This is a genomic window from Rhizobium leguminosarum bv. viciae, assembly GCF_012276115.1.
GTDB classification, from domain to species: Bacteria; Pseudomonadota; Alphaproteobacteria; order Rhizobiales; family Rhizobiaceae; genus Rhizobium; species Rhizobium leguminosarum_T.
Genome location: NZ_WIEU01000035.1, coordinates 1 through 26,398 on the forward strand (window position 1 = coordinate 1; position 26,398 = coordinate 26,398).

A 26,398-nucleotide genomic window follows, 5' to 3' on the forward strand; every position below is an offset into this window, starting at 1 on the left:
CCCAAGCGCGTCGCCCTCACAGCCATCATGCGCAAGATCATCACCATCGCAAACGCCCGCGTCAGAGACGCCGTGCGACACCAAAATGAAATAGGGAAGATCAACGCATAAACTGACTTGGTGAGGGAGGAGAAGTGGGCGCCTGCCGGTTCGCGCAAGTCGGCGGCAGCTTCAGGTTAGGTTGCGGTTGTCGAGCAGTTGCTACCAACGGCAGCTTCGCGCCGCGGCGGCCTTCGTGGCGTCGTAAACTTTCTCTATTTCTTTCGTCATTTCATCATGGCCTCCAAGGGTATCGCCAATGGGATGGGAAGCAATCGGGCAATGGGGCGAAGACGCGGTTCGCATCGAACGGCTCACGGGTGGAGTTGCCAACGACGTGTGGAGCGTTCGCGTCCACGGGCATATCGCGGTCGCTCGTCTCGGCTCCAGGAGCGACGCTGATCTTGCATGGGAAGCCGAGCTGCTCCAACATCTCGACCGTGAAGGCATGACCGTTCCAGTGCCGATTCCGACGACTGACGGCCGGCTGTTCGTGGACGGTCTGGTGGTGATGAAATATATGGAGGGCGGACCGCCCGAGACGGGATCCGACTGGCGTCGCGTCGCCGAAACGCTCCGCGAACTGCATCGGTTGACGCAGGGCTGGCCGCAGCGCCCAGGCTGGCGATCGTCGACCGACCTCCTGCATACTGAGACCGGAACGAGAATCAACCTGACCGCGATGCCGCCTGAGGCTGTTATTCGATGTCGAGCAGCGTGGGCGCGGCTCACCGGGCGTCAGACATGCGTCGTCCACGGCAATCCCAATAGCCCCGGCAACGTCCGCATCACCGCAGATCGGGTCGCGTTGATCGACTGGGATGAGTCACATGTCGACGTCCCCGACCTTGACCTTGTGCTGCCCGGCAACGCTGCCGGCCTCGACGACGGCGCGTATGACATCGCCGCGCAGGCCTCAGCCGCATGGGAAGCCGCCGTCTGCTGGCAGGACGAATACGCAGTCAAGCGGCTTGCCGAGGTTCGAGCGGTCTAAGCAGTTGAATTGAAGGCGGGCTGTCACATGCTCGCGCTGAGGGTGATGAGAAGTTCATCCAACTGCTCGAACTGCTCGGGCAACGCGTCTTCCATGCCGACGAACGACTGGTCGAGCGCTTCCTTCGAGGGATAGAGTTCCCGCAGCACCAGCAGCGTCCTGCCGTCCTTTTCCTCGAAGGTCACCGTGGTGACGGCGCCCTCCTCCCCGCCTTCGTCATTGGTCCAGACGAGGCGCGATGGCGGCGACACGTCGAGATACTTGCCGAAGAAGGCCATGGCGTCCGAGGCGTCGTGTCCAAACGTGATGCGATAGCTGCCCCCGGTGCGAACATCCATCTCGCAGGAAAGCAGGGGCACGCCCATCGACTTCGGCGCCCACCACAGCTTGAACAATTCCGGCTTGGTCCACGCGTCGAACACGAGGCGAACCGGGCCGTTGAAGGTGCGCGTCACCACGAGTTCAAGCTCGGATCTCCGTTCGACCGCCGTGCGGCCGTTACTCGCTCTGTCCCCCATCGACTTTCTCCTTCCGTTTCAGGGCCTCGATGACGTCATCAAGCGCGTCGAAGCGTGCGTTCCAGATCTGGCGGCGCGCTTCGATCCAGGCCGCCTCTTCCTCGATCCCGCGTGAGCCCAGCCTGCAGGTCCGCACACGGCCGACCTTCTCCGTCGTCACCAGGCCCGCCTGCTCCAGGACGCCGATATGCTTCTTCATGCCCGTGAGGGTCATGTGGAATGTCTCTGCGAGCTCCGTGATCGAAGCATCCGCGCTCCCGAGCTGCTCCAGAACGCCGCGTCGTGTGGCGTCCGAGAGCGCGGCAAAGGAGGCATCAAGGCGAGCTGTCGAAAACTGAACCATATAGTTCAGTGTTTAACATGCGGATCGGCGTCATGCAAGGGGCCGAGACCGGCCGGAGGCTAGCGGCTAGCGTTGGAAAGTAAGGTGGATGGTGCCGCTCGGTGACGTTTCCGCCTTGACGCTGCAGCCGGCTTCCAGGCCGCGCAGATCGTCCCACAGGCGGATGCCGCGCCCGAGCAAAATCGGCGTGATAGCAACATGAAGGCGGTCGACAAGGCCAGCTTTGAGATAGTCGCGAACGACGGTAGGACCACCGCCTATCCTTACATCCTTGCCGTTTGCGGCCCTCACGGCCTGCTGGAGCGCATCACCAGGCGTGGTATCGAGGAAGTGGAAAGTGGTGCCACCGGCCATCTCGATGGAGGGCCGCGACTTGCGGGTGAGGACGAAGACCGGACACCCGAACGGTGGCTCGTCGCCCCACCAGCCGCGCCAGTTCGGATCGTCGGGAAAGTTGTGGAGACCGAACATGCCGGCGCCCATGATCTCGGCGCCCACATTCTCGAAATATTCCTTCGCATAGTCGTCGTCGAGACCTGTGGTCCCTTCCCCCGTCGTATCCTTGAGCACGCGCTCACGGAACGTTCGCGTTGCCGCATAGGCGCCGACGAGACGCGGCCAGTCCTCGCCGAACGGGCTTTCGGGCGTCTGGTCCGTCGTTGTCGCGAAACCATCGAGCGAGATCATGAGATCGACACGAACTACCACTGGGAATCCTCCTTGCGGGTTGTTTGCACCACAGCCGCCCTTCCATTTGGGGGCCGAACACTAAGGCAAGTACCTTCATATTCGGAGGCGGATACTAAGGCAAGTACCTTTTTATCCTTGACCGGCGCCGCCGACCATTTTACGGATGCACATGCCTTACCACTCGACCCCCCTTGACCTCGCCTTTCACGCTCTCAGCGACCCGACCCGCCGTGCCGTGGTGTCGCGTCTGGTCGAGGGCGAGTTGCCGGTCAGCGCGCTTGCCGAGCCTTTCGACATGGCGCTGCCCTCCTTCGCCCAGCATCTCAAGGTGCTTGAGGATTGCGGGCTGATCGCCAGTGAGAAGCGCGGGCGCAGCCGCTGGTGCCGGCTGGTGCAGGCGCGCTTCGACGAGGCGGCGGACTGGATGGTCGCGGAGCGCCGGCGCTGGACCGAGCGGTTGGATCGCCTGGAAGTCTACCTGGACAAAACCGAAGAGGATGATGAAGGACATGGCAAGCCTGTTTGAGACATGGTCGCTCGACCGCGAAATCGTGCTGGTGAAGCTGCTCAACCACCCGCGCGACAAGGTCTTTGCCGCCTGGATGGATCCCAAGGCGCTTGGCGAATGGTACGGCCCGGCCGGCCTCAGCATCGAGACCCACGAAGCCGATATCCGCGAGGGCGGGGTCTGGCGGTTCGATATGGTGGGCGTGTTCGAGGGCCGGGAGCAGCGCTTCCCGAACCTCATGCGCTTTCTGGAGATCGTGCCGAACGAGCGGATCGTAATGGACTATGGCACACCCGATCCTGACGACCCCGACCGTTTCCGCGCCACGATAACCTTCGACGAGCAGGCCGACGGCAAGACGGTGCTGACCATGCGCCAGCTCCACCCCAGCGCCAAGCGGCGTCAGGTGGTCATCGGCTTCGGCGCGGTGGAATACGGGCTGCAGACGCTTGACGGACTCGCCGCCTGGCTGGACCGCTGAGCCCTAGGCCGCGCGGCTGAGCCCTCGGCCGCTCGATGCCGTCCGGAGGGGGATGAAGGCGCCACGACCGTCCTCTTCTCCCCAGCGGGGAGAAGTGCCGGAGCGATAGCGAGGCGATGAGGGGGTGAGCGGCGAAGCCGCGAATGCGCCGAGCGCGAGCGAAGGGCAATGAATGATGTGCCGTGTGGCCCCTTATCCGATCCTTCCGGCGACCCGTCCTTCGCCCCTCAGGGAAGAAGAGGGAGCGAGCACGAGAGGCGACATCTTGGCCATCGCCTCGCCAAGTGCTGCTGTCTTCGGCTCCGCCATGCGGGAGAGCAACTCCATAGTATAAATCCGACCATTTACTGATTTCACAAAGTACAATAGAGTTGATATCAGAGGGGAACGTCATGATGAGCGGAACGGATATTCTTGATGCCGTCGTCATCGGCGCCGGTTGGGCGGGGCTGGGCGTCAGTCATGCGCTGACGCAGCGCGGCTTGCGTCATAGAGTGTTGGAGCGAGGTCGCATCGGCGAGACTTGGCGGACCCAGCGCTGGGACTCCTTTCGGATAAACACACCCAATATCCAAACCATCATGCCCGGGGACACCTATGTCGGCCCCGATCCCGACGGTGCAATGACAAGCGGTGAGTTTGTCGCGCTGTTGGAGGACTATGCCGGCCGGTATGGCCTCCCGGTGGAGACCGGTACGCCGGTGACCGACCTTGTTGCGAGCGATGGCCTGTACCGGTTGGTGCTTCCAAGTGGCCCACTGTGGGCGAGGAATGTGGTGATCGCCAGCAGTAACCAGAATTGCCCGGTGCGCCCGCCTTTTTCTGCCTTGTTGCCGCCCGAAGTCTAACAGATCGATGCACCGGCCTACCGCAACGCATCCGGTCTCGACAGTGGAGCCGTGTTGGTGGTCGGTAGCGCCCAGTCGGGCGGCCAAATCGCCGAGGACCTGGTCCAGGCGGGGCGAACCGTGTTTCTTGCAACAGGCCGGGTCGGCCGGCTGCCCCGAATGTACCGAGGTCGTCACATCAGTGTCTGGCTGGTTCTGAGCGGACGGATGGATATAACGCGCCGAGAAATTCTTGAACAGGGGCCTATCCCTGGAAGACCGCTGCAAGGAGCGCTCCATACGATCAGCCTGCAGTCCCTCAGCGCGCAAGGCGTTGTCCTGCTGGGCCGGCTCACGGGCGTCGACGACGGCCGCCTCTCGTTCAGCGACGATGCAGAAGAGCACGTTCGCCATGCCGACGAGGGCTCCGCTATGGTTCGCAGCCTGATCGACGAGTATATCGCCCGCAACGGGATTAATGCCCCGAGGGCTGAACCGGACCCGGCGGAGGTGATTGGTGCGCTTCTGCCGAATCCACCAATCCGATCAATTGATCTCGTCGCGCGGGGGATCACAACGGTGATCTGGTGCACCGGGTTCATAGGAGATTTCGGGTGGGTGCGTCTTCCCGATGTGCTCGATGCACAAGGCCAGCCATTGCACGAGAACGGGTTCGCGAGCGTTCCTGGCGTTTATTTTGCCGGCCTGCCTTTCGCGATCTCGCGACGGTCGGGCACAATATTGGCAATCGAGGAGGAGGCAGCCCTGTTGGCCGACGATATCCGGCGTCGTTTGGACGCCTGATGACGCTCGCCGGGACCGTCCATCGTCCCGGCCCTTGAGCCTACCGTTCAGGCCGCGGCAGCCGCTCTGTTATTTTTGTTGCGGCGAAGCCTTCCCTCTGCCAGCAGTTCGCGGGTCTGCTGGAGACCTGCCCCGGCGCGTACGATCGGCGGCTCGCTGTTTTATCTGGACCCGCCCATAACAGGTACGATCTAACCCATCCGGATGATTGTAATCACTGGTCCGATCTATAGTTTAGAGCAGGTTTCCGGCGACTCCGCGCGAAATGGTCGTCGATGGGGGCTCGATCTTCGCGACGAACTGTCTTTTCAAAGATCATGCCCGAAGAAAGCAGATGTGGCTGGTGTGTAAAGGAACCTTCATGGCTGGAGCAGCCTTGATCGGCCCGATAGGCTCCATGTGATCGGATGATGTTTGAAAGGTAACGACATGCGCAAAACACTGGCAGTCGGCCTGGCCGCCTTGATCGCCGTCTACTTTCTCGGCGGCATGAGCGCGAGACATCAGATCTTTCCTTGGCCACAACTTTCCGCGCTGAAGAAAATGGTTGGCGGAGAGAAGGTGGCGGCTCCAAGCCGTTACACGTTCGACGACAAGGAACGGCTCATCGGGGATGAATCGAAAACGCTTGTGACCTGCCCGGCTCAGACCGACCGAACTGCTGTCCTGCTCATTCTTGGCCAATCGAACGCGGCCAACTACGGAGGACAACGGCACCGGTCGAATTATGGCGCTCGCGTTGTAAACGCCTTTGACAAACGCTGCTTCATCGCGGCGTCGCCACTTCTTGGATCGACCAATACCAGGGGAGAGTTTTGGACGCTGCTTGCGAATAATTTGATCGCATCGGGACAAAATGACAACGTCATCCTCGCACCTCTCGCCTATTCCGGATCCGAGGTCGCACGATGGGCGGCAGGTGGTGACTTCAATCCCGTGCTGGTCGATACAGTGAAAAAGCTTCAGGATTCCGGTTACCGGATAACGAACGTCCTCTGGGTGCAAGGAGAGGCGGACCTCGTTATCGGCACCCCTGCGGAGGCCTACCAGGAACGTTTCATGTCGATGGTCGACACGTTGCGTCAGCACGGCGTCGATGCACCTGTTTACATTTCGACCGCATCGAAATGCCTTGAACCGAGCAACGGCGGCTTCAAGGAGCATATTCCGGACAATGCGGTCGTGCGGGCGCAAGTGGCCCTGTCAAAAAGCGGCCACGGTATCCGAGAGGGCGTCAATTCCGACGCGTTACTCGATGGAGACGACCGCTACGACGATTGCCATTTCGGGGCCACAGGCGGGGAGAAAGTGTCGCAGGCCTGGCTGAACCTTCTGCGCTCCGACGGCCACCTGGAAAGCTCGCGATAGTCTGGTCTGAACCGGCTTTCGCGCCTTCGCGAGCCATATGGATGCCAGCAAGATTAACTCCCGCCCGGTGAGCGCTGCACCGGCAAGGCGCTTGTCCGCTTTGGCCGACAAGCGGCTCGGCCCATGGCCAGCCCCGTCCTTCGAGGCCCCTTCCGGGGCACCTCAGGATGAGGCTGGAGAGAGGTCGCGCCCTGGTTCAACGGGAAGCGAAGCGGCAGGGCACACCGACCAGCCCTCATCCTGAGGTGCGCAGGCCAAAGGCCGGAGCCTCGAAGGACGAGGGCGGGAGGTTGGAGAAAGGTCGCAGCCGTGTTGCTTGTGTTGCGGCGATATTCAGAGCTTTCCCTCTGCCAGCAGTTCGCGGGTTCGCTTCAGCGTCGACAGCAGGGCGGCCTTGTAGCCGGTTTCGCCGTCGAATTGAGCCTGTTCGGCCTGCTCTTCCGGGCCGTTCGGCTGTTTGCCGCGCAGGCCGAGATAGCAGTAGAAGCGCAGCTGCAACTGACCGTCCTGATCCTCGAAAAGCTCGTTGACGATCGCTCCCTCGCGTGGCCCCGTCGCCTGAAAGAAGGTGACCTTGCTTTGCGGCTCCAGGGTGATGATCTCGCGCAGATCCTGCCCGGCAATCGTCGCCTCGCGCACGAAGTGGGTCGGGCTTTCCTCGATGACATCGCATCGGGTGCAGAGACCGGCGGGAAGAAAGAGCCGGGCGTCGCGTGCTTTGCGTTCGAGACCTTGCCAGGCCTCGGCGCGCGTCAACGGGGTTTCGCCTTCCGGGTTCACCGGAACTGTGGCGGTCGAATAGATCATGGTGATCGTCCTTTCGAGATCGCTGTGCTGCCTCAGGCGGAGGCAACGGTTTCCGAGGCGAAGGCGGAATAGGAGCGCAGCGGGCGTCCGAGCAGATTTGTCAGACGTTCGACGTCGCCGGTCTCGGGCAGCATTCCGTCGGTCAGGAAACGCTCGCCCATCAGCCGCATGTCGTAGGCCATCCAGGCGGGCATGAACTGCCTGAGGTTCTGCTCGAAGCCCTCGGTATTGTCGCCGCCGTAGTGGATCGGGCGGGCGAGCACGTCCGACCAGATGGCGGCGATACCAGCCCCCGTCAGTGTCTCCGGACCGACGAGGTTGATCCGGTCGAGCGCCAGCGGCTCTGCAGCCTGTTCGCGGCGCAACAGCTCAACGGCGGCGATCTCGGCGATATCACGGACGTCGATCATGGCGAGACCCTTGGCGCCGATCGGCATCGGATAGGCGCCGTAGCCGGTGATGACGTCTTTGACCGTCAGATCGTTCTGGATGAAGTAGGCCGGGCGCAGGATCGTCGCCTTGAAACCCATCTGCTCGATCATGCGCTCGACGCCGAACTTACCGGCGAAATGCGGCACGTTCACATAGACGTCGGCGTGGATCACCGAGAGATAGACGATCCGCTCGATGCCGGCCGATCGGGCGACGTTCAGCGCGATCAAAGCCTGGGTGAATTCGTCCGGCACCACGGCGCTGAGCAGGAACAGCGTCGACACGCCTGACATGGCGTTGCGCAATGAGTCGACGTCGAGGAAGTCGCCCTGCACGACGCTGACGCCAGCCGGGAAATCCGCTTTCGACGGGTCGCGGACAAGAGCGCGGACATCGGCGTCGCGCTTGACGAGGTGTTCGACGATTTGGCGGCCAACATTGCCTGTGGCGCCGGTGACGAGAATAGTCATGGTCTTTCTCCGTGTTGGGTTGCTTGACACCTCGAATATGTGTGGTTCACTGGCAGTCCGATAGACGGCGATTTTAGACAGACCGTCTCACTGGTGGAACGGCCATGGATCTTCTTGCGCTTACCGATTTCAATCTTGTCGCCCGCCATGGCGGCTTCGGCAAAGCGGCACGGGCGACCGGCCGGCCGAAGGCGACATTGTCGCGCCGTGTCGCCGAATTGGAAAGCGATCTCGCTCTGCGGCTGTTTGAACGGGGTGCGCGTAACCTGAGGCTCACCGAAGAAGGACGGGCGCTGTTCGAGCGAACCGGGGCGCTGCTTGCCGAACTGGACGAGACGGCTGCGGCGATTGCCTCGGGCGGTCAGAAACCCAAGGGAAGATTGCGGATCAGCGCCCCTTTACATTTTTCCCAGACCGCCATGGGCAGGATCGCCGCCGGCTTTGCCCTCAAATATCCGGAGGTGAGGCTTGAGGTGACGAGTGAGGACCGGGCCGTCGATATGATCGAGGAAGGCTATGATCTGGTCATCCGGGTCAATCCCGATCCCGACGAAAGCCTGGTCGGACGGGCGTTTCTGCGCGACCGCCTGGTGGTGGTGGCAAGCCCCGACCTTCCCCGGCCGACCGGCGGACGTGCCGCGCCCGGCGTTGCGCGCGGGGTAGGCGAAACGCAAACATGGCAGGTGAAGACATCAGGGGGCCGATCGACGATCAAAATCGAGCCGGTCCTCACCTTGTCAACGCTCATCACCATCCGCGATGCGGTGCGCGCCGGCGTCGGTGCAGGACGTCTACCCATTTCGCTGGTGAGCCACGACCTGGCGGACGGCACGCTGGTCAATTGGGGGGATATCGACGGCCCCGAGATCTCTCTCTGGACGCTCTACCCCTCCAGGCGCCTGCTCAGCGCGCGCGTCTCGGCGTTCCTCGACTTTCTGAAGCAGGCCTTCCCCAATGGCACGGCTGACGAGCTGGCCGCCTATATCGGCCGGTGATGGCCGAACCCGCTTTCGGGCGTAGAGAGTCTGGTCCATAATCGACGAGATCGACATCCGAAGGAGAGCCGTGTGTTTCGTTATCTACTTGGCGCAGTATTAGCGTCCGCGCCGCTCGCTGCCGCCAATGCACAACCTCCAAATTTTTGCAGAACCAGTGTCAAACCTAACGAACCTATCGAGTCGCGTTTTATGGGCATCGAGTACGCGCTGATCATGCATGTGCTTGCGGAGAGATATTGCGGGGCGGAGCCGAAGCCGATGCGCCCGCGATTTTTACAATATGTCGAGAAACAAGGCTGTGGTCCTGGAACCGAGATCTATTCCGATCTCGAGGCGGCGATTGCCAAGATGGAGGGAGCGAGCCTGAAGCTTCTCGCTCAGAATGGAGAAGCCGGACTAACGATCTCCGAACCGCAGGTGCAGGAGTGGGCGTCGGCCACGACGAAAGAGCTTGGGGGATGCGACGCATTGAAAGCCGCGCACGATGCCGAGCTTCAGCAGTAGGTCGCGATAACAGAAACTGTTAGCGGCATGCATTGCGGCTCGGTGAATAGGTTCAAACGGGAGCCACTGAGCCAGTAGCAGTCGGTTTCGCTCCCACGCCAGAGGGATTAAGATGCGTAACTGAGGACTGGCGCAGTCGCCGCGTCCGATCACCTACCTCTGGAGGGCAGTATGAAATCGCCAACAGTGAGAGTCATGGCCGCGGCCGAGGAAGATCTGGCGATCGAAACGGTCATGCTGGCGTTTGCAGCGGATCCTATGGCGCGATGGACCTGGCCGCATGCACACCAGTACCTTGCGGCCATGCCGCGAATGACCCGGGCGTTCGGGAGCAGGGCATTCTCTAACGGAAGCGCCTTTTGCACCGACGACTACGCCGGGACGGCGCTGTGGCTATCGCCCGGGGTGCATTCCGACGAGGAGGGGCTTGGTGCTGTGCTCGAGAGCACGGTTGCGCCCACTCTTGCCCCCGAAACCACGGCCATATTCGAGCAGATGGCCACGTACCACCCGACCGAACCACATTGGTACCTGCCCCTGATCGGCGTCGACCCGGCGCATCAAGGCAAAGGTCACGGCGACGCCTTGATGGCGTACGCGCTCGCACGATGCGATCACGACCACGCGCCAGCCCGCGCAACATTCCGTTCTACCGACGCTACGGCTTCGAACCGCTCGGCGCGATCCAGGTCGGTTCGTCGCCGACGCTGGTCCCGATGCTGCGGCGGCCGCGTTGAGCTCCAGTTCGATAGGGAGTTGGGAGGTATTTTCTTCACCGGTTTTAGCAAAACTAGGAGTTGATTTCGGTAGAGAAGCAATCACAATCCAGCCCTCATTGAGGGGTGATCATGTCTCGATTCTTGTTTCTTGCCTGCCTGCTGTGCGGTGTCTCCGCCATTCCTGCCCATGCTGATTTTCAATCGTGGTCCGTTGAGAAAGAGGATGATCCTTTTTCCGGCGGAGACAGTGTGGCTGTAAGTTTCACCAGTTCGCTTCGCTCCGGCGTGATCGTGACATGCAATAGCGCCGAGGCTGGGCTGAAAGTTCGGGCGATTCCCGGCTTCGTTTTCGATGAACGGCTCCAAGGCTTTAAGCCGACCGTCAAGTTCGCCTTCGACGGCAAATTGCTATTTACCGCCGAAGGTGAGACGGGCGCGGTCGGTGACAATCTTGCGGCTTCGGAGACAAAGCTTACCGGAGACCAGGCGCAACAATTCGTCGAGGCGTTCGCGGCAGCCAAGAAGCAGATTGCCATCGACGCCGGGATTTCCGACAAGCCGCATCTGCTTAATGCGCGGGGCTCGACGACGTCGGGGGCCGCGATCGTCGCCTGCATCAAGAAGCAGTCGGCCACGCAGTAGGCCACAAAAAGAGCCTGGCACTAATTGAAGGCCCAGCCGTCCTTGAAGTGCTCGGGGAAGTGCTCCCAGCACCACCAGCGAGGCGGTTCGTCCTTTGTGGCACTGCGGCCGAGGCCTCCCCATTCTCCAATACCGGGAGGAAGCGGAATGCGATCTTCGTCCGGCCGGAGCTTGTTGCCGAGATCGAATATCGGGCCTGGACACATGACGGGAAGCTGCGGCACGCGTCTTATAAGGGCTGCGCGAGGGGCAGGACAATGCGGCCGTTTATGAGATTGTGTAACGGCTGCCCGCTACAGCGCGCAATCGATACAAGGCTTAAGAACTCCCGTCAGAGCCAACACGATGCCGAGCAGAACGAACGACGTCGTCAGCACCCAAAAAGGCCAGTCGATTAGGAACTTCTGTCTCGGCGCCGCCCAGTCCTGATCATGATCTGGGAACTCAGATCGCTGGAGCTTCGGGCCGAAATCTTTGCTGAAATCGAAGCCATCCACTCCCGGACGATAAGCCTGATCGTGTCATTGCGTGCAAGCTGCGGCACGCCTCTTATAAGGGGCTGCGGGAGGAGCAGGATAACGCCGCGGTCTATAACTTAGATTAATTTCCCAACCCGTACCGTCCGCAACCCATGCAAAGCTCGATAACTCGCATCAGGCCCAAAGCAAAACCTAGCGTTATAAAAGAGCTTACCGCCACCGCAAAAGGCATAGCGAAAAAAAACTTCGCTTTCGGTTTCTCAAAGAAGCGATAATTTACAAAATAGTCGTTCTGCTCAAAATCTTTGCTGAAATCGAAGCCGTTCTTGCGGTAGAAAATGACCAATCTGATGTACCAATACCAGTTGTAAGCGCAAAAGCTGCCCATGAGGCACAGGCCAAGCCACAGTTGAAATCTATCGTCACTCAATCAAGCTTCCCCATCAACATCGTCGTCCTCGTCCAGCACGTGCACCGGCAGATAGGTGTTCTTCTCCATCCACTCCCGGACGATAAACCTGATCGTATCATTGCGCGCCATGCCAAGCTCGCCGACTAGGTCGCGCAGGGGCGTCCTCGACATCATCCTCCATCGACACTGCGCCGGAATTGCGCAGCCGCAGTGCCTCTTATTTCTTAGATGATATATTGGCCCTCGCGAATGCCCCTCGCACTGGCTCCCGCACTGCTGATATGTTGAAGTTCTTTCTGATGATTGCGCATAGTTCGATGGCGGCAATGTTTTCTGGATTCAGCAACGTATGCATCTCGCCTCTGCTTACTTTCAGATCCTCGGTAACTACCTGGAACATATCTCCGATTTCCATCCTCGGAATAGGTTCGCGATACTTTCCATCCTCATATGCATCAAGCTCAGCCTTCTGGTACTTCCGATAGGCTTCATTCACGCTGCGAACAGACAGCGCTTCGTCAGAGATATCATTGTGAACGAACTCGATGCATCCTCGCGGATAGTGATCGCCCAGAGCATCAACGACATCGCCTGCCTTCTTCAGCACCTCAATCGCAGAAGCGTCGCTCGCACGCGAGAGTGCCGGGTGTCCGTATTTTCGAAGCATGTCGTATGCGGCTTTCAACGCGGCCTCCTCGTCTCCTGCCTTAAACTTCTCGTTTATCTCCTTCGCTTCATCCATATGATCTGTGAAAATCGCGTGGAGCAAAGCATTGGTACTTGCAAGTTCATTCATTAGCTCCTCGACCGATCCCGGCGTCGCATCTTGGGCAATCGCTCCGGATGCGAGAAAGCCAACCCCCGCGCATAGCGATAAGAAATTTTTCAAACTCGTTCCCATTTGCACGTCCCCAGACGGCGCCTGCTACTTGACGACATTCACATTCATGATGGTCTCGTCGACCCTCCCATTTCCGGAGGGAGATCTGACAACGATCTTGTCGCTGCCGATGTAGCCTGGTTCCGAAATATAGTAGCCAACCTCGCCTTGCACCTTGACCGTTCGGCATTTCGCAAGCTCTCCCTTTTCGTAGGGAAAGACCGCCTCGCGGACGAGCTGGAAACGCCCGTGCTTGGGTTGTTCGACGACGTGAGTAGGCAGATAACCGACAAAGCTGCAGTCTTTGTTGACACGCCAGGTCTGGCCCAACTTCGTCTTCTCACCGCTGAGCACCGTTTTGGATACGGAGTTCTGCCGGAAGCTGTCGGAGGTTGTGGTGCAGCCACAAAGCGCAATCATTGCCGCTGCAATCAAAAAAGAAACAATACTTCTCACTGAAAATCCTCAACTTTTGCTTGAACGAACACTGAATTTATCGGGAAGTCAAGCAGAGTACAGGCTGTGAATTGAGCCTTGTTTCGCTTACAGAGGGCGGTACGGTGGTTCAAGCGGTTTCCATCCACGTCGCTGTCTTCATCAACACTATGCACCGGCAGATAGGTGTTCTTCTCCGTCCACTCCCGGACGATAAGCCTGATCGTGTCATTGCGCGTCATGCCCAATTCGCGGCTAATACGGATATGACGAAGGGTGGGCGCGTGCTTTCGCCGCGACCCCGCCGTCGAAGAAAAGCCTTCCTGCGAAACTCCTCGAATCAAAGTCGATTTTAGGGTAAAATTAACCAGTGCATCGAGAGGGCGGAAACGTCCTTGCGCGCCGCATGCGTCGCGCAGCGCTTACGAAGGAAAGATGAGCCGATGAAAAGGTTAGCAATCGTTATCCTGTCGCTGGTGACGGCGCTGACGAGCGTCCCGCAGGCCGTGGCGTTTCCCACCATTGCCATGCCGAAGATCGAAGCCTCGGAGGCGCAGCCGGTCCAGTACAGAAATTATCGCGGTGGGTACCGAGGCGGCTATCGAGGCTATCGCGGGCGTGGATACCGCCATGGTGGCGACGATTGGGCCTGGGCACTCGGCGGGCTCGCCACCGGCGCGATCATCGGCGGAATGCTGGCGCAGCCGCGGTATTATGGCCCCAGCTACTACGGTGGGGGCTACTACGGTGGAGGCTACTACGACCGGGGCTACTACGGATCGCCCTATTACGGTCCGCCGCGCTACTACGGGTCGACTATTTACCGTCCGCGCTACTACGCGCCTTACCGCCCGCGCTACTACGCGCCGCGCTATTACCGCCAGGTCTATAGTGGCGGCAACGGACATACGCGCTGGTGCTATGCGCGCTACCGGTCCTACAGGGCTTACGACAACACGTTCCAGCCCTATTACGGTCCGCGACGGGCGTGCATCTCGCCCTACTGATGATTGCGGGCGCGCATGCCTGGGCGCTCGCCGTTGAAGCGTGGCGCGATTTTCGGGACTGAAGGCGATACCCACGGTTCCGGTCAGGCCACACCGTTGCCACATCAGGAATGCGCCCCTTGTCGGTCATAGAGGCGGTTGTTGCCTCAGACCGAAAACGGCCATCGCATAGATTTGACGCGACGATCCCTGCGCCGACACAAGCCGTGAGAGCGCGAGGCCTAGTATTCGCGTTGCGATGCGGACCGCGTCACAGCCGCGTCCTCCATGACGTAGGTCGCATATCGATGGTCGCGGATCAGTGTTATCTTTTGGTCCCTCCATTCAAGCAGCATGAAGTAAGCAGGAGCAGCGGACGGCGCAGCCGAGACCAGCAATATTTCCCTGCCCTCCAGACATGCCGGTTCGATCCAAACCCGCGGATAGTCCGCATAATAGGAAAAGAACCGGCCAACGTTCGCCGCACCGGAGACCTGCGGCCGTCGTGCTTGACGAAGCCGAACATCCTCGGCAAGCAGGCTGCGCAGGGCCGTCCAATCCCTCGCGTTGAAGAGCGCTGCGAAATTCAGAACCTCGGCACTTGGGGGCAGCGGAACTTCGGACTCTCTCTCGGAAATGGATCGCAATCCCGCCCGACCACGCGAGAGATGGGCTTTGACAGCATCGATACTCAGATCCAATAGCGCGGCGATGTCTGCGATCGGCTCTCCCAGCACATCCTTGAGGATCACTGCGCTACGCTGCGGCACCGGCAATTTGGCATAGTGAGCCAAGGCGATCCGCACCGTGTCCTGCCTTATCAGTGCATCCTCCGGATCGACAGCAGTGACATCAGCCAGATCAAAGGCCGTCTCCAGCGGCTCCGAACGGCGGGTACTTCGCTGGCGCAGTGCATCGATGGCGCGATTGTGAACGATGCGAAACAGCCAGGGTCGCAGCGGCGTCTCGGACGAGATCGAACCGACCGTCGCGAACGCACTGACCAACGCGTCCTGTATCACGTCCTCGCCGTCGATCACCGAGCCGACCAATCGGGCGGCATAGCGATGCAGTTCCGGGCGCACTGCATCCGCCTCCTTGGCCAGCGCCGCGTAGAGTGTGTTCTTCGCTTCTGCTTCGAGGGCAGCTTCATCCATCATTCGATGACCGTCACGCCTGTATCTCCACGCACGGCGTAGATCATGGCCTCTTCCAGCGCCGTGTTGCCGATCAGCTCGGCCACCGTATCGCCAAAGCCACGCGGTGTCATGTCCGGCCAGGTCGCGGCCTGTTCGGCGAATGTCCGGCCCGCCGCCGCAGCATAGCCGGAGATTCCGGCGTTGCCCACGCCGGTTCCTGCAAACATCTGCCGGGGAACGATGACCCGGAAACGCAGGCCGAGGCCGAGCTGGGTCGACAAGCCCTCAGCATATTTTGCAATGAACCACTGCGCCCGTTTTGCTCCTGCATAGCCTCCCGATAACGGCGAGCCTTGCACCGCGGCTCCGCTGGAAACGAGAACGACCAGCCCGCCCGACGCCATCGGCAACGTCAAAGCGGCCTGGACCCAATGCAGAGCGGCCTTCACATCGACGTTCCAGTTGGTCGTGAACGCCTCCCAGCCAACACGGTCGATCCGTTCCATGGGCGGTTCCGCGCCGGCGTTCATGATGACGACATCGGGTCTTGTCTCCGACATGATCCTCTTTGCGGCGTCGGCACTGGTCGCGTCAGCAGCCACAGTCGTGACGGCTAGTTGCTCTCCCAGCGCTTGCAACGTCGTCGCGTCGCGCGCCACGACGGTCACTTTGGCTGCGCGCGCCACAAACGCCTCGGCCATTCCGAAGCCCAACCCGCGGCTACCACCGACGACAACGATCCGTTTTCCATCCATGTTCTTTTCCTCATTCGATCCAAACCGCGCAAAGGCAGTCGCTACAAGGACGTTCGAATGAGCTGAAAAGAGTCATTATTTTCGCGCTCGTCATTGAGTTAGTTGTGTCGCCAAACCTTTAGCGCTGACATCAGCAGGAAGGTCTTGTTGCGCAGAAAGCTGCCCATTTCAGTCGTCTTCGGAGAGTTCGCTCGGTTCATGCTCCGGGTGTCTTCGTTGCGGCAGGCGCTACGCACATCTTATTCTGGTGGTCCCGCGTCACATATAGTCGCGGGGCGTGTGTCACGCTGATTTCACGCGATTTCGATGGCGGATTTTGTAAGATATCTTCACGACTTCGCCGGCACGATTTGGCGGGACGCATTGTCTTCTGGATCGCGTTTCGGACAGCGCCGGCCGCCGAAGTGGCAAAGAGTTTTCGCGCCGATCAAGCATTGTCCCTTTAGGATGGGCCGCGGTCGGTCGTTTTCATTTGGTCATGCTGCAGTGCAGGAGGCAGCTGAAGATGCAATTTCTGGTCCATTCAAAGACGATCGCCGAACTTGAATATGATAGCGAGACCTGCGTCTTGCGGGTGCTCTACAAAGACGGCCGAGTGAGCTCTGTTCCTGACGTCGCTCCCACTCTGGTGATGAAGATCGTCGCGCGGGTTCCCGTCGAAAAATCTCCATATCTCATGCAGACCGCGATCTGAGACTTGCGAAAGGCATAAGGCGTCGGAAAGGGCAGCGGTCCTGAAGTTCAAGGCGACTTGAGGCCGGCGGAGGCACACGCCCATCCGCAATGTTCAAACCGGGACAGCGGAGGATGTCCCGGCTGAAGAGTCGGCAACGCCGGCTATCCGATCATGCGTGCCAGGATGCTGTTCATCGATCACCCCTCGACATTATCGAAGAGGTGGACGTCGCCGTTTGCATCTGCGGGGTTCAGGTCTCCGCCCTGGAGCAATTCCAGTAAAACTGCGAAGCGCTTTTCCGACGACATGATGTTCTCACTCTTTCATGAGAACAGGATTCGGTAATCATCGTGCTTTAGCGGAAACCGCCGCTGGCCGCCAATCGTTCGCCGGTCAGCCAGCGGGCATCGTCGGAAGCGAGGAAGACGGCGACGCTGGCGATATCGTCCGGCTGGCCGATGCGGCCGAGCGGCGTCTGGGCGACCATGGTCTGTTCGAAATCCGAGCCGATGACACCGGCCGAGTGCGCGCCCTCGGTTTCGACCATCCCCGGCAGGATAGCATTGACCCGGATCTTGCGCGGGCCGAGTTCCTTGGCAAGCACGCTGTTGATGCCCTCGACGGCTCCCTTCGTGCCGGTGTAGACGGCAGTGGCCGGCAGCGCCAGGCTGGTGACCACCGAGGAGATGTTGATGATGCTGCCGCCCTCGCCGAGATGCTTGACCGCTGCCTGCGTGGTCAGGAGAACACCCAGAACATTCACGTCGAAGATGCGGCGATATTGCGTCTCGGTCACCTCCTCAATCGGCGCGAATTCATAGACGCCTGAATTGTTGACCAGCACGTCGAGCTTGCCGAACTCCTTGACCGCCGCATCGACCAATCCCTGCGCCTCAGCGGCTTTGGAAACGTCGCCCTGCACCGCGATGGCTTTGCCGCCGGCCGCGCTGATCGCCTCGACCACGGCGTCGGCTCCCGCCTTGCTCGATGCGTAGTTGACCACCACTTGCGCACCTTCAGCCGCGAGTGCCTTGGCAATCGCGGCACCGATACCCTTGGAGGCCCCGGTTACGACAGCGACTTTTCCTGTAAGTTTAGCCATTTCTCGTTCCTTCAGATCTGGACAGCCGCCGGAGTGGCGGATTTGTTCCATAGTTCAGAAATTCGGAACTGTTGATCTCGATGTCAAGGGTAGCTATATAAAATTCATGAGACCGCTTTTTCACCCAGCCCTGGAGGACATCAAGCCCGAGGCGATCCTCTATGCGCTGTCCGATCCGGAGCGCGTTGCCATTTATGCGAAGCTTGCCGGCGCCAGCGGTGGCGGGACGTGCTCTGCGCTTGCCGATCTCGGCGACCGCGTCATTCCAAAGTCGTCGCTGTCCAACCATTTCAAGGTGCTGCGCGAATCCGGGCTGATCCGGAGCGAGCGCCAGGGTGTGGAGATGCGCAATCAAACGCGCTGCACCGAGCTGGACGAACGCTTCCCGGGCCTGATCAGAGCCATCCTGACGGCTTACGGCCAGCTTCCCGGGCAGCCGAAGACGGACTGATCGCCGCTAAAGCAGCACAGCCCCAATAGCCGCTGCCGGCGGTACGGCCATGCGGCGAAACCGGAGTCAAACGAGGTTCTGCAATGGAACTGTGGGGGAAAGCGGGAGAACCTTTCCGCTGGGTTCATTTTTCCCCATGATAGCTGCCGAAGGATTTTACCGGTGACCAAGCCGGAAGGATCGCGGGCAGTTTTGGCGATAGAGCGCTATAGTCCTGCGCACCAAACACGACCTCTCCGTCCATGATCGTGAGCACGGAAGAGATGGATTTGATCTGATCTTCCGACACGGTGAAGTAATCCCTGTCGAGCACAACAAAGTCCGCCAGGTATCCGGGAGCGATGACGCCCATTTCGGATTCTGTATTCATGAACCACGCTGCACCATTGGTAAACAGTTTCAGCGCCTCGGCGCGGGATAGGCGATTGTCCTCGCCAAGAATTTCGGATCCGGACACAGACTTGCCAGATACCATCCAACTTATACCGACCCAAGGGTTGAACGTGGCTGCCCGGAAGGCGTCGGTGGTCATGGCCAGCGGCATGCCGCTATCCACGAGCTTGCGCAGACGCGGGGTCTCCAGAGCCTTCTCGCGACCATGGGTTTTGATGAAACCATCGCCGTGTAGCGCCATTTTGGCGTCCAGGGCAATTCCGCCACCCAGCTTTTTCACCCGATCGATGTTCTCCGGATTGATGGTCTCAGCGTGCTCGAGACTCCATTTCAGGCCATCGAGCGGGACCGTTTCGTCCACCTTCTCCAGAGCGTCGAGAAAGGGGGAGATGTTCTCGTTGTAGCTGACATGCATGCGAAACGGGATACGCCGCTGGACCAGCTTCATCACATCCTGCTCGACGAAGCGTCGCATCTTCTCAGGCTCGATGACAACCGCCGGACGGTCGAAGTTCTCATGATCGTGCACTTCCGCGCTCAGAACCTCCCCAGCCCCTCGATATACATGGCCATGTGCCAGAGTGGGGTGCAGGTTTTGTCCTGGGCTTACTGGCGCCGTTTTCGTGATCGCGTCGAGTTCCAGATCCACCATGTTTACCGGCCCGCCGTCGCCGAGTTGCAAGTCCACAAAGGGCATGCGCACATTGAGGCGGTTGTCTCGTGCAAGCACGTCTACCCTCGCCTGGGCCTCCGGGTATGGCCACCTGCCGCCGTTATCGATGATCGAGGTCACGCCGAACCGGTTCAGACCGTGAATGCTATAGATCAACGAACTCACTTCTTCGTCGAACGTGGGTTGCGGCACCATGCTCTCGAGGGCGAGAAACAACCAGGTATAGCCGTGGACCACACCGGTCGGATTGCCGCGGCTGTCCTTTTCGAATTCGGTGTCCGGCAACTTTGGGAACCGATCGGTGCCGACGCCGAGTGCCTCCATCGCCTGCTTGTTCAAGAAGGCGCGGTTGTAGGCATATTGCACGATCATGGGGCGATCGGGCACGGCCTCGTGCAGTTCGTCCAGCGTGGGAAAGCGGTTCTCCTCGAACTGATAGGGGGACCAGCCTCCGATTACCTTGACCCATTGGCCCTCGGGCGTGCGTGCGGCCTGCTCGCTGAGCATGGTCAACGCGCGACGCAACGTCGGCACGCCATCCCATCTTACATTGTAGTTGTAAGCCATGTCGTTGAGGACGTGCGTATGAGCATCGATGATGCCGGGGATGAGCCGACGGCTGCGCGCATCGATCACCCTGGTCTCCGAATTTTTCAGAGCGAGAATATCCACATCAGAGCCGACGGAATAAATGCGGCCTTCCTTGATCGCCAAAGCCGAGGCTTCGGGCTGAGCACGGTTGCCGGTGAAGATCTTTGCGTTGAAAATGATCCGATCAGCACCGGGCTGTTCCTGCGTCGTTTGCGCCTGAACCGCAGAGAAAGAAAAACTTGTCACAAACGCGATGAATATTTTTCTGATCATTTTACCCTCGTTCGAGTGATTTTATGAATTGCGGTCATGCGCAAGCCGGCGCCTTACGGATGCGTGCGATGGATGAAAAAGTGAGCCGAAGCCGTTAGCGAGGATGCCCGCGGGAGAGTCAGCCGCAGCGAAGTTGTCATTCTCTTCTTTGCCTTGGTAGTCCTCGGCCGTGTGAAGCCGTGTTGCAAAATAAGGAACGCTTTGTGGAACTTGAGGATCTCAGAATATTTGTCGAAGTTGCCGATGCGGGCGGAGTATCGTCTGCAGCGCTGCGACTGGGCATCTCCAAGTCGATGGTCAGCCGGCGGATCACCAAGCTTGAGGCGGAACTCGGCGCACAGCTATTTGCAAGGACGACCCGTGGTATAGCGCTCACGGAAGCAGGTTTTACATTTAGAGATTACGCAGCACGGGTTTCTGCTGACCTGGATGTGGTGCGCGAAACGATCCTGCCCGCCGGTGAGCTTCGAGGCCGCATGCGCGTGGCCGCGCCCCTGTCATTTGGTCCGACCTATTTTGCTCCCGTCCTCTCCCAGATGGCTAGCCGACACCCGCAACTGCAAATCCTTTCTTCCTATACCGATCGCTTCGTAGATCTCGTGGGAGAGGGTTTTGATTGCGCAATCCGGCTGGGGCATCTGCCGGACTCGAACCTCGTCGCAAGACGTATCGGACCGATCTTTGGCAAGCTGGTTGCGAGTCCTGCCTACATCGAGGCTCACGGTGCCCCCGAAACACCGGACGAGATCGTGAATCACCAGGTCGTCATGCGGGACGCCGAGAAGTGGCAATTCGTGGATGGCGACGAGATTGTCACGGTGCGTCCCCAGGGACGATTCATAGCCGATAACGCGTTGTCCCTGGTAGTGGCCGCTCTGGATGGGCTCGGGGTCGCCTATCTGCCAGAACCGCTTGTCGCGGACCATATTTGTTCGGGTGCACTGGTGCCAATCATGACGCGTCATCCAATTCCGCCAGCCGGAATCTTCGTCGTGAGGCCGCCCGGCCAATATCCCTCTCGAAAAGTGCGAACCCTCACCGAGATGCTTATCGAACGATTTGGAACTCGTTAATCACAGCGTGCGCCACGCCCGCCTTTATGGTCTCCGCGCCCCGGAGAAAGGCTGGCCTGGTCAGCACTACGCCGCGAATGTTGAAAAATGCGGCATCCGCGATCTCAGCAGCCTACCCAATGCGCGGAAGCACCAACAGCGGGCGGCAGCTGCGGAAGGAGACCCAACCCCGCTTCGCGACGATATCGTTGAGAAAGCCGCATAAGCCCAGCTCTGCCAGCGACTTTAGTTCTTGATCACATTGATGTTGACGGTGACGTCCTTGATGGTCCCCTCCCCGTAGGACACCCTCACCTTGTACATGTCACCTCCAGAATAGCCGCTGTTGGAAGTATAGTATTCCGACACGCCGAGAGATTTCCTCGAATTGCATTTATTGCGGATGCCATCTTTGTAATTGGAATAAATATTCTCTTTAACGAATTCAACCGAGCCATGCGCCGGGGCTTCCACCAATTTTATATTGGCTATTGTTGCAGCCGTGCAGTCTTCATTCAAATTGTAGGACTGGCCCATCTTTGTCCGCTCTCCACTCAGAGCCCGACTGTGATCCGCAGAAATAGCCACACCGTTTTGAGTGGTGACGCATCCAGACAGGCCGAAAATGATGGAAAGGACAGAAATCGAAAGAGAGTTTTCTTTCAAAAATCGCGAAGCCTGCATTTTGTTTTTCATCTCTTGGTTTATTAATAGCGTCATTCACCTTATCCAAACAGCAGCCTATTGCAATCGTAGGTGCCTGCGGCCGCCACTGCCTTCATGGCCTTTTCACCGCGGAAGCAGCCTGCCAGCAAAGCTCGAGGGTACAGCGCCAATGCTCGACTTTGATCCGCTCTATTCGACCCCGCAGATTGCGGCTATCGAACAGTTCATCGATCAGCATTATCCGCTTGCTGGGCCGGTTTCCTGCCGGATGCTGCAACGCGGCTTGAATGACGTGTATCTTGCCGTTGCAAGCAACGGCGAGCGTTATGTGTTCCGGCTTTCCCATCGCCGCGCCCGCGGTCCAGCCGACGTCAAGACCGAAACGGCGTTCCTGGCGCATGTTTCGCAATCGGGCGTTCCGGTCGCAGCAGCCATCCCGACCCGCGAGGGTAGCTTGTTCGTTGAAGGAGATGCGCCGGAGGGCGTGCGCCAGGCGGTGCTCTTCCGGGCGATCGAGGGCCGCAAGCCGGATGCGGCGGATGCCGGCGATGCGCGGGCCAACGGCAAGACCCTTGCTCTGATGCACAACGCCGCCGAGACATTCCAGCCGGACGGAGCGCTCTATCGGCTCGACCTCGAACATTTGCTGCACCGGCCGCTTGCCCGCATATGCGATAGCGGCGTCGTGGACGACGCCGAGGTCCGCAGCGACCTTGAAGACATCGCGGCGCGGACCGCACAGGCGATCGAAGCCTTCGGCGATCTGACATGGACTTATTGCCATGGCGACTGTCACGGCTCCAATGCGCGGATCAACGACGCCGGCGAAGCCGTGTTTTTCGACTTTGACGACGGCGGTCCGGGATACCTCGCTTACGACCTCTCGGTGTTTTTGTGGGCGCAAACATCCTTCGGCCGGAGGTCGACCGCCATGTGGGACGCCTTCGTCGATGGCTATCGGGCCGTCCGGCCGATCACGCCTGATGACTTCGAAGCCGCCCATCGCTTTGTGATCGTCCGCCACATCTGGCTGATGGGTGAGTATGCCAGCCGGGCCCAGGAATGGGGAAGCGAGGCGGTCGGCTGGATTGCCAGGCAGGCGAATTTCCTCAAGACGTGGGAGACCGAGCGATGTGTCGATCGGCTGCTCTGAATTCAGCTCTGCTCGGCAACCGGAGGATCGGCGGTGCGCCGGCGCAGTCGGTGATCGCTTCGACCTTCGGGGAATGGCCCTTGGTCTTCGGTGACACCAAGATGACCACCGCGCTCCTCGACCGGCTCGCTCACCACTGCGATATCGTCGAGACCGGCAACGAGAACTGGCGCGTAAAGAACCGCGCCTGAACCCCAACCCGCTGAACCGCCCAGGTGCGCAACCCGAGCAGCCTCGACGGATCGGATCAGCTCACCGACCTTAGGGGTCAATATTGTGATCCGGAAAATTCAAAGGTAAAAAGCGAGTATCGTCGACTTTGAAGCCATCGGTGGGGATACTCAAAACTTCGCCCCGTGCCATTCGGTATCGAGCTGTCACGCCTTACTAGGGATCCTCACATGGACAAAGCGACGACCATCATTGGAATAGACTGCAGCCCACGCGCGTCCAGTAACTCAGCGCGGATGCTCGGCGAGGTTCTTCGCTCGCTCGAGAGAGATCGGCGGGTGAAGGTCGTGGAACAGGTGCGTCTGGCCGATGAGCGTATCGACTGTCTCGGGTGCGAGCAGTGTTATCAAACGTTCGGATACCACGGCGACGGGATCGATCGTGTTCTGTCGCTCATGAAAGAGTCGGACGTGATTCTGATGGCTACTCCCACCTGCTTCGGAATGCCGCCGGCCCTGGGCGTCGTCTTGCTCGACAGATCGGATCCCCTGTGGCGCGACGGACTACAGCTCAAAGGAAAACTCGGAGCGGTCATCGTTAACGGCGCCACCGATCCCGCGGACGATCCGAGTGTGCGCCTATGCGCGGACAACATGATCAAGTTTTTCGAACAGCACGAGATGCCCTGCGTCCAGCCGGTCCATCTGGGGGGAACGCTCGCCTATCCCGAGCAACGGTTTCCGGACCCGCTCCCCGCCGGGACGATGGGCGTTCTCGAGCAGTTGGCTGACGATATCCGGCAGTGGGTCGGAAGTGTACGGTAGGCAGGCAAGTAAACGGGTGTCACTGGAAAAACTCGAGTCGCCATCACGGCCTAAAATTAGTCCGAGGATACTAATCTTTCACGATGCTCCTATCGCTCAAGCGGTCCCGGCGCGGTTTTTGGCTACGATTTCATCGTGAGTAAGGCTGCCGCCTTTTTCCATGAAGACCTTGATCAGGGCGTCGCGGTTGCCCGCCGAGCGGTTCTGATCAGCTTTTTCGAGCGCCGCTTGCAGCTCGTCAGCAGTCAGTTCCGTGCAATAGGCAGGCGTGCCTGGCTGTTGTCGCCATGAGGTCGCGAGACCCCCGGCATCGAGAGCGTCGAAGCCCGTCGCCTCTACCAGTTGCATAACAACCGACTTCTTTTCGAGGTCATCACCCGCTACCGGAAGGGCGATGCGGCCGGGTTGCGACTTGTCTACGCCTTTTTCCGCGAGAGTCGCAGAAAGCACCGCATTCCAGGCTTTAATGATCGGTCGGTTGATCTGCTCGCTGACCCAGACCGCTTCCGGTTTGCCACCATCAACATCGGTGATCGCTCCGTCACGGAACGGATAGTAATTGGACGTGTCTACGACAACGACGTCCTCGGGAACATTTGCGAATAAATTGGCAAGATCGCGATGAGCCGAAAACGGGATGGAAAGGATCACAATGTCCACCCCCGTCACGGCATCTTCCTTGGTCGTTGCCGTCGCACCGACTTCCGCGGCGAGATCGCGGATGGATTCCGGACCCTTTGAGTTGGCTAACTTCACCTCGTGATCTGCGGCCGCGAGCTTGCGTGCAAGTGTCGCGCCGATGTTCCCCGCGCCGACAATTCCGATCTTCATATCATTTCCTTGCTGCGAATATTGGATTCAACGCACGCCAACGGAAGCGTGACTTGTTGTGCTCCGAAGAATAGGATTAGCTACCGGGTACGGCAAGAACCGACTAAAAGGTGGGTAACCTACCCAGAGGTATGTATGGCAGTTGAACGAGACTGGCGCTGCGACGACCCGAAGCAGCGAATGATATGGGCGGCGGCAACCCAGGATGCTCTGCGGGTCCTTGAAGGGAAGTGGAAGATCGTCATCATCTGCCAGCTCTTCGCCGCAAAGGGTCCGCTAAGATTCTCGGAACTCGAAAAGCGCGTCGAGGGCGTGAACCAGAAGATGCTGATCCAGCAACTCAAGGAGTTGGAGAAGGATGGTATCGTGACAAGAACCGTCTATCCACAGGTGCCGCCAAAGGTCGAATATGCACTGAGTGATATGGGGATCGCACTCGGTCCATCGATGGCGGAACTCATCGACTGGGCGTTCATGCGACGTGATGCGCGTGCCGCAGCGTCGCAAGATCCGGCGTAAGCGACCAGAATATTTCGGTGACTGCCCGCTGTGCATCGCCAGATCAAAAGGAGCCGCTGCGTCGAGCCGCGCTGGCCGAGATCGTCTACCCCGCCGCTTAACGAAATTCAGGTTCAGGCGACGTGATCAACGCATCCTCAAGCAGCACCCTGGCTGCATCGCGGTTTGCCTCCACTATGGCAGGATCGCGCGTCGATTGTGCGATCACCATCGCGCCCTGGAAGAGCGACAGAATCTGGATCACGGCTCTTTCGGGTTTGCTTAATGGCAAAGGCTCGATGAGTGACGCAACAAATCCATGTAAGCCCTTAAAATACGCGGCGATGGTTGCCTGCACGTCTGGGGAGTTAGCCTCCGGCCCGAACTCGGCCAGTCCTTTCACGAAGGGACAGCCGCGGAAGGAAGGCGCACGGAACGGTTCCTCTAGCGCGTCAAAGATGGCGAGGACACGCTCCAGCGGCGACAGCCCGGCTCTTTCAGTCGAGGTTGCGAGCATCTGAAACCAGGTGTCCGTTTTGTAACGCAAATAGGTAGCGATCAGGTCTGCCTTTGATGGAAAGTGCTTGTAGAACGTCATCTTGGCCACGCCGCTTTCGGCGATGATGCGGTCTATCCCAACTGAGTGGATGCTGAACCGGTAAAACAGGTCCGACGCCGTCTTTAATATACGTTCTCGCGGGGCAAGGGCGTTGAGCGGCTGCCCCTCCACATCCACGAACTCAAGCATGCCGCGCGTTTCCATCCTTCGCCACCTCAGATTCTTCGTACATTGGTATACAGACTATTCTGTCAA

General features: G+C 59.5%; 31 protein-coding genes and 6 pseudogenes. 20 read left to right on the forward strand and 17 right to left on the reverse strand.

Annotation, left to right across the window (positions count from 1 at the left end; genetic code table 11):
- Nucleotides 1-111, forward strand: a pseudogene (locus tag GFM02_RS35800) (IS110 family transposase); the annotation flags it as partial.
- 187 nt (nt 112-298) lie between these two features.
- Nucleotides 299-1,033: a phosphotransferase enzyme family protein gene (locus GFM02_RS33100; RefSeq protein WP_168324038.1), complete on the forward strand. Its 735-nt coding sequence runs from the start codon at nt 299-301 to the stop codon at nt 1,031-1,033.
- Nucleotides 1,034-1,056: 23 nt separating this feature from the next.
- Here the strand turns inward: GFM02_RS33100 and GFM02_RS33105 are convergent, their stop codons facing one another.
- From GFM02_RS33105 to GFM02_RS33115, 3 genes are all read right to left on the reverse strand, one after another.
- Nucleotides 1,057-1,551: an SRPBCC family protein gene (locus GFM02_RS33105; RefSeq protein ID WP_168324039.1), complete on the reverse strand. Its 495-nt coding sequence runs from the start codon at nt 1,549-1,551 to the stop codon at nt 1,057-1,059.
- Entirely contained in the window at nt 1,532-1,894 is a 363-nt protein-coding gene (locus GFM02_RS33110) for an ArsR/SmtB family transcription factor (RefSeq protein WP_168324040.1), read from the reverse strand. The genes GFM02_RS33105 and GFM02_RS33110 overlap by 20 nt, the downstream gene beginning before the upstream one ends.
- Before the next feature lie 66 nt (nt 1,895-1,960).
- Entirely contained in the window at nt 1,961-2,602 is a 642-nt protein-coding gene (locus GFM02_RS33115; RefSeq protein WP_168324041.1) for a dihydrofolate reductase family protein, read from the reverse strand.
- A gap of 151 nt (nt 2,603-2,753) precedes the next feature.
- Between GFM02_RS33115 and GFM02_RS33120 the strand changes: the two genes are divergently transcribed.
- From GFM02_RS33120 to GFM02_RS33135, 5 genes are all read left to right on the forward strand, one after another.
- Nucleotides 2,754-3,110 (forward strand): ArsR/SmtB family transcription factor, encoded by a 357-nt coding sequence (locus GFM02_RS33120; protein ID WP_168258105.1) that lies wholly within the window; start codon nt 2,754-2,756, stop codon nt 3,108-3,110.
- Nucleotides 3,085-3,573 (forward strand): SRPBCC family protein, encoded by a 489-nt coding sequence (locus GFM02_RS33125; RefSeq protein ID WP_205930572.1) that lies wholly within the window; start codon nt 3,085-3,087, stop codon nt 3,571-3,573. Before GFM02_RS33120 ends, GFM02_RS33125 begins: the two co-directional genes overlap by 26 nt.
- A 392-nt stretch (nt 3,574-3,965) precedes the next feature.
- The gene (locus GFM02_RS35645) at nt 3,966-4,421 is read left to right on the forward strand and encodes an NAD(P)-binding domain-containing protein (protein WP_348644011.1); all 456 of its coding nucleotides are present in this window, start codon (nt 3,966-3,968) and stop codon (nt 4,419-4,421) included.
- Between the two features lie 54 nt (nt 4,422-4,475).
- A complete protein-coding gene (locus GFM02_RS35650) occupies nt 4,476-5,204 on the forward strand; it encodes a hypothetical protein (protein ID WP_348644012.1) in 729 nt (242 codons plus the stop codon).
- 429 nt (nt 5,205-5,633) lie between these two features.
- Nucleotides 5,634-6,572, forward strand: a complete 939-nt coding sequence (locus GFM02_RS33135) for a sialate O-acetylesterase (protein WP_168324043.1) — start codon at nt 5,634-5,636, stop codon at nt 6,570-6,572.
- 333 nt (nt 6,573-6,905) lie between these two features.
- On the opposite strand, the gene GFM02_RS33140 is transcribed toward GFM02_RS33135, so the two are convergent.
- Together GFM02_RS33140 and GFM02_RS33145 are read right to left on the reverse strand one after the other, a co-directional pair.
- A complete protein-coding gene (locus GFM02_RS33140; RefSeq protein WP_168324044.1) occupies nt 6,906-7,379 on the reverse strand; it encodes an AtaL-like protein in 474 nt (157 codons plus the stop codon).
- 32 nt (nt 7,380-7,411) lie between these two features.
- Complete coding sequence (locus GFM02_RS33145) at nt 7,412-8,281, reverse strand: SDR family oxidoreductase (protein WP_168324045.1); 870 nt, start codon at nt 8,279-8,281, stop codon at nt 7,412-7,414.
- 104 nt (nt 8,282-8,385) lie between these two features.
- Between GFM02_RS33145 and GFM02_RS33150 the strand changes: the two genes are divergently transcribed.
- From GFM02_RS33150 to GFM02_RS35355, 5 genes and pseudogenes are all read left to right on the forward strand, one after another.
- Entirely contained in the window at nt 8,386-9,276 is an 891-nt protein-coding gene (locus tag GFM02_RS33150; RefSeq protein WP_168324046.1) for a LysR family transcriptional regulator, read from the forward strand.
- Between the two features lie 72 nt (nt 9,277-9,348).
- On the forward strand, nt 9,349-9,783 hold the full coding sequence (locus GFM02_RS33155) for a hypothetical protein (protein WP_131641559.1): 435 nt from the start codon (nt 9,349-9,351) through the stop codon (nt 9,781-9,783).
- Between the two features lie 171 nt (nt 9,784-9,954).
- Nucleotides 9,955-10,520 (forward strand): annotated as a pseudogene (locus GFM02_RS33160) (GNAT family N-acetyltransferase).
- A 111-nt stretch (nt 10,521-10,631) separates the two neighbouring features.
- Nucleotides 10,632-11,144, forward strand: a complete 513-nt coding sequence (locus GFM02_RS33165) for a hypothetical protein (RefSeq protein WP_168324047.1) — start codon at nt 10,632-10,634, stop codon at nt 11,142-11,144.
- A 140-nt stretch (nt 11,145-11,284) separates the two neighbouring features.
- A pseudogene (locus GFM02_RS35355) lies at nt 11,285-11,427 on the forward strand (non-homologous end-joining DNA ligase); the annotation flags it as partial.
- 317 nt (nt 11,428-11,744) lie between these two features.
- Here the strand turns inward: GFM02_RS35355 and GFM02_RS33175 are convergent.
- The 5 genes and pseudogenes from GFM02_RS33175 to GFM02_RS33190 all read right to left on the reverse strand — a co-directional run.
- Nucleotides 11,745-12,053: a hypothetical protein gene (locus GFM02_RS33175; RefSeq protein WP_246792581.1), complete on the reverse strand. Its 309-nt coding sequence runs from the start codon at nt 12,051-12,053 to the stop codon at nt 11,745-11,747.
- Nucleotides 12,054-12,249 (reverse strand): annotated as a pseudogene (locus GFM02_RS33180) (CopG family transcriptional regulator); the annotation flags it as partial. It abuts the gene before it with no gap.
- Between the two features lie 3 nt (nt 12,250-12,252).
- The gene (locus GFM02_RS34865; RefSeq protein WP_205930573.1) at nt 12,253-12,936 is read right to left on the reverse strand and encodes a hypothetical protein; all 684 of its coding nucleotides are present in this window, start codon (nt 12,934-12,936) and stop codon (nt 12,253-12,255) included.
- Between the two features lie 24 nt (nt 12,937-12,960).
- Entirely contained in the window at nt 12,961-13,371 is a 411-nt protein-coding gene (locus GFM02_RS33185) for a hypothetical protein (protein WP_131666400.1), read from the reverse strand.
- Nucleotides 13,372-13,487: 116 nt separating this feature from the next.
- A pseudogene (locus GFM02_RS33190) lies at nt 13,488-13,610 on the reverse strand (CopG family transcriptional regulator); the annotation flags it as partial.
- A gap of 183 nt (nt 13,611-13,793) precedes the next feature.
- On the opposite strand from GFM02_RS33190, the gene GFM02_RS33195 reads away from it, so the two are divergent.
- Nucleotides 13,794-14,357, forward strand: coding sequence for a BA14K family protein (locus GFM02_RS33195; protein WP_168324048.1), 564 nt, complete (start codon nt 13,794-13,796; stop codon nt 14,355-14,357).
- Between the two features lie 221 nt (nt 14,358-14,578).
- Here the strand turns inward: GFM02_RS33195 and GFM02_RS33200 are convergent, their stop codons facing one another.
- Both GFM02_RS33200 and GFM02_RS33205 read right to left on the reverse strand, forming a co-directional pair.
- Nucleotides 14,579-15,496 (reverse strand): RNA polymerase sigma factor, encoded by a 918-nt coding sequence (locus GFM02_RS33200; protein ID WP_168324049.1) that lies wholly within the window; start codon nt 15,494-15,496, stop codon nt 14,579-14,581.
- The gene (locus tag GFM02_RS33205; protein ID WP_168324050.1) at nt 15,493-16,230 is read right to left on the reverse strand and encodes an SDR family NAD(P)-dependent oxidoreductase; all 738 of its coding nucleotides are present in this window, start codon (nt 16,228-16,230) and stop codon (nt 15,493-15,495) included. The genes GFM02_RS33200 and GFM02_RS33205 overlap by 4 nt, the downstream gene beginning before the upstream one ends.
- A gap of 505 nt (nt 16,231-16,735) precedes the next feature.
- Between GFM02_RS33205 and GFM02_RS33210 the strand changes: the two genes are divergently transcribed.
- A complete protein-coding gene (locus GFM02_RS33210) occupies nt 16,736-16,924 on the forward strand; it encodes a hypothetical protein (RefSeq protein ID WP_017959409.1) in 189 nt (62 codons plus the stop codon).
- A gap of 337 nt (nt 16,925-17,261) precedes the next feature.
- On the opposite strand, the gene GFM02_RS33215 is transcribed toward GFM02_RS33210, so the two are convergent.
- On the reverse strand, nt 17,262-18,008 hold the full coding sequence (locus GFM02_RS33215) for a glucose 1-dehydrogenase (RefSeq protein ID WP_246792583.1): 747 nt from the start codon (nt 18,006-18,008) through the stop codon (nt 17,262-17,264).
- Nucleotides 18,009-18,114: 106 nt separating this feature from the next.
- Here GFM02_RS33215 and GFM02_RS33220 point away from each other — a divergent pair, with 106 nt between their 5' ends.
- The gene (locus GFM02_RS33220; protein WP_129418290.1) at nt 18,115-18,459 is read left to right on the forward strand and encodes an ArsR/SmtB family transcription factor; all 345 of its coding nucleotides are present in this window, start codon (nt 18,115-18,117) and stop codon (nt 18,457-18,459) included.
- A 124-nt stretch (nt 18,460-18,583) separates the two neighbouring features.
- Here GFM02_RS33220 and GFM02_RS33225 read toward each other — a convergent pair whose 3' ends face one another.
- The gene (locus GFM02_RS33225; RefSeq protein ID WP_168324052.1) at nt 18,584-20,389 is read right to left on the reverse strand and encodes an amidohydrolase; all 1,806 of its coding nucleotides are present in this window, start codon (nt 20,387-20,389) and stop codon (nt 18,584-18,586) included.
- A gap of 203 nt (nt 20,390-20,592) precedes the next feature.
- Between GFM02_RS33225 and GFM02_RS33230 the strand changes: the two genes are divergently transcribed.
- Nucleotides 20,593-21,462, forward strand: coding sequence for a LysR substrate-binding domain-containing protein (locus GFM02_RS33230; RefSeq protein WP_168324053.1), 870 nt, complete (start codon nt 20,593-20,595; stop codon nt 21,460-21,462).
- Between the two features lie 225 nt (nt 21,463-21,687).
- Here the strand turns inward: GFM02_RS33230 and GFM02_RS35360 are convergent, their stop codons facing one another.
- Nucleotides 21,688-22,125 carry a hypothetical protein gene (locus GFM02_RS35360; protein WP_432444461.1) on the reverse strand — a complete coding sequence of 146 codons (438 nt, stop codon included), beginning with the start codon at nt 22,123-22,125 and terminating at the stop codon, nt 21,688-21,690.
- 151 nt (nt 22,126-22,276) lie between these two features.
- On the opposite strand from GFM02_RS35360, the gene GFM02_RS33240 reads away from it, so the two are divergent.
- From GFM02_RS33240 to GFM02_RS33250, 3 genes and pseudogenes are all read left to right on the forward strand, one after another.
- Entirely contained in the window at nt 22,277-23,260 is a 984-nt protein-coding gene (locus GFM02_RS33240) for a phosphotransferase enzyme family protein (protein ID WP_168324054.1), read from the forward strand.
- A gap of 65 nt (nt 23,261-23,325) precedes the next feature.
- Nucleotides 23,326-23,451: pseudogene (locus GFM02_RS33245) on the forward strand (ATP-binding protein); the annotation flags it as partial.
- A gap of 210 nt (nt 23,452-23,661) precedes the next feature.
- Nucleotides 23,662-24,255, forward strand: a complete 594-nt coding sequence (locus GFM02_RS33250) for a flavodoxin family protein (RefSeq protein ID WP_168324055.1) — start codon at nt 23,662-23,664, stop codon at nt 24,253-24,255.
- 96 nt (nt 24,256-24,351) lie between these two features.
- Here GFM02_RS33250 and GFM02_RS33255 read toward each other — a convergent pair whose 3' ends face one another.
- Nucleotides 24,352-25,086: an NAD(P)-binding domain-containing protein gene (locus GFM02_RS33255; protein ID WP_168324056.1), complete on the reverse strand. Its 735-nt coding sequence runs from the start codon at nt 25,084-25,086 to the stop codon at nt 24,352-24,354.
- 135 nt (nt 25,087-25,221) lie between these two features.
- Between GFM02_RS33255 and GFM02_RS33260 the strand changes: the two genes are divergently transcribed.
- Entirely contained in the window at nt 25,222-25,605 is a 384-nt protein-coding gene (locus GFM02_RS33260; RefSeq protein ID WP_026265023.1) for a winged helix-turn-helix transcriptional regulator, read from the forward strand.
- Between the two features lie 97 nt (nt 25,606-25,702).
- On the opposite strand, the gene GFM02_RS33265 is transcribed toward GFM02_RS33260, so the two are convergent.
- Nucleotides 25,703-26,347 carry a TetR/AcrR family transcriptional regulator gene (locus tag GFM02_RS33265; RefSeq protein ID WP_132610363.1) on the reverse strand — a complete coding sequence of 215 codons (645 nt, stop codon included), beginning with the start codon at nt 26,345-26,347 and terminating at the stop codon, nt 25,703-25,705.
- Between the last annotated feature and the right edge of the window lie 51 nt (nt 26,348-26,398).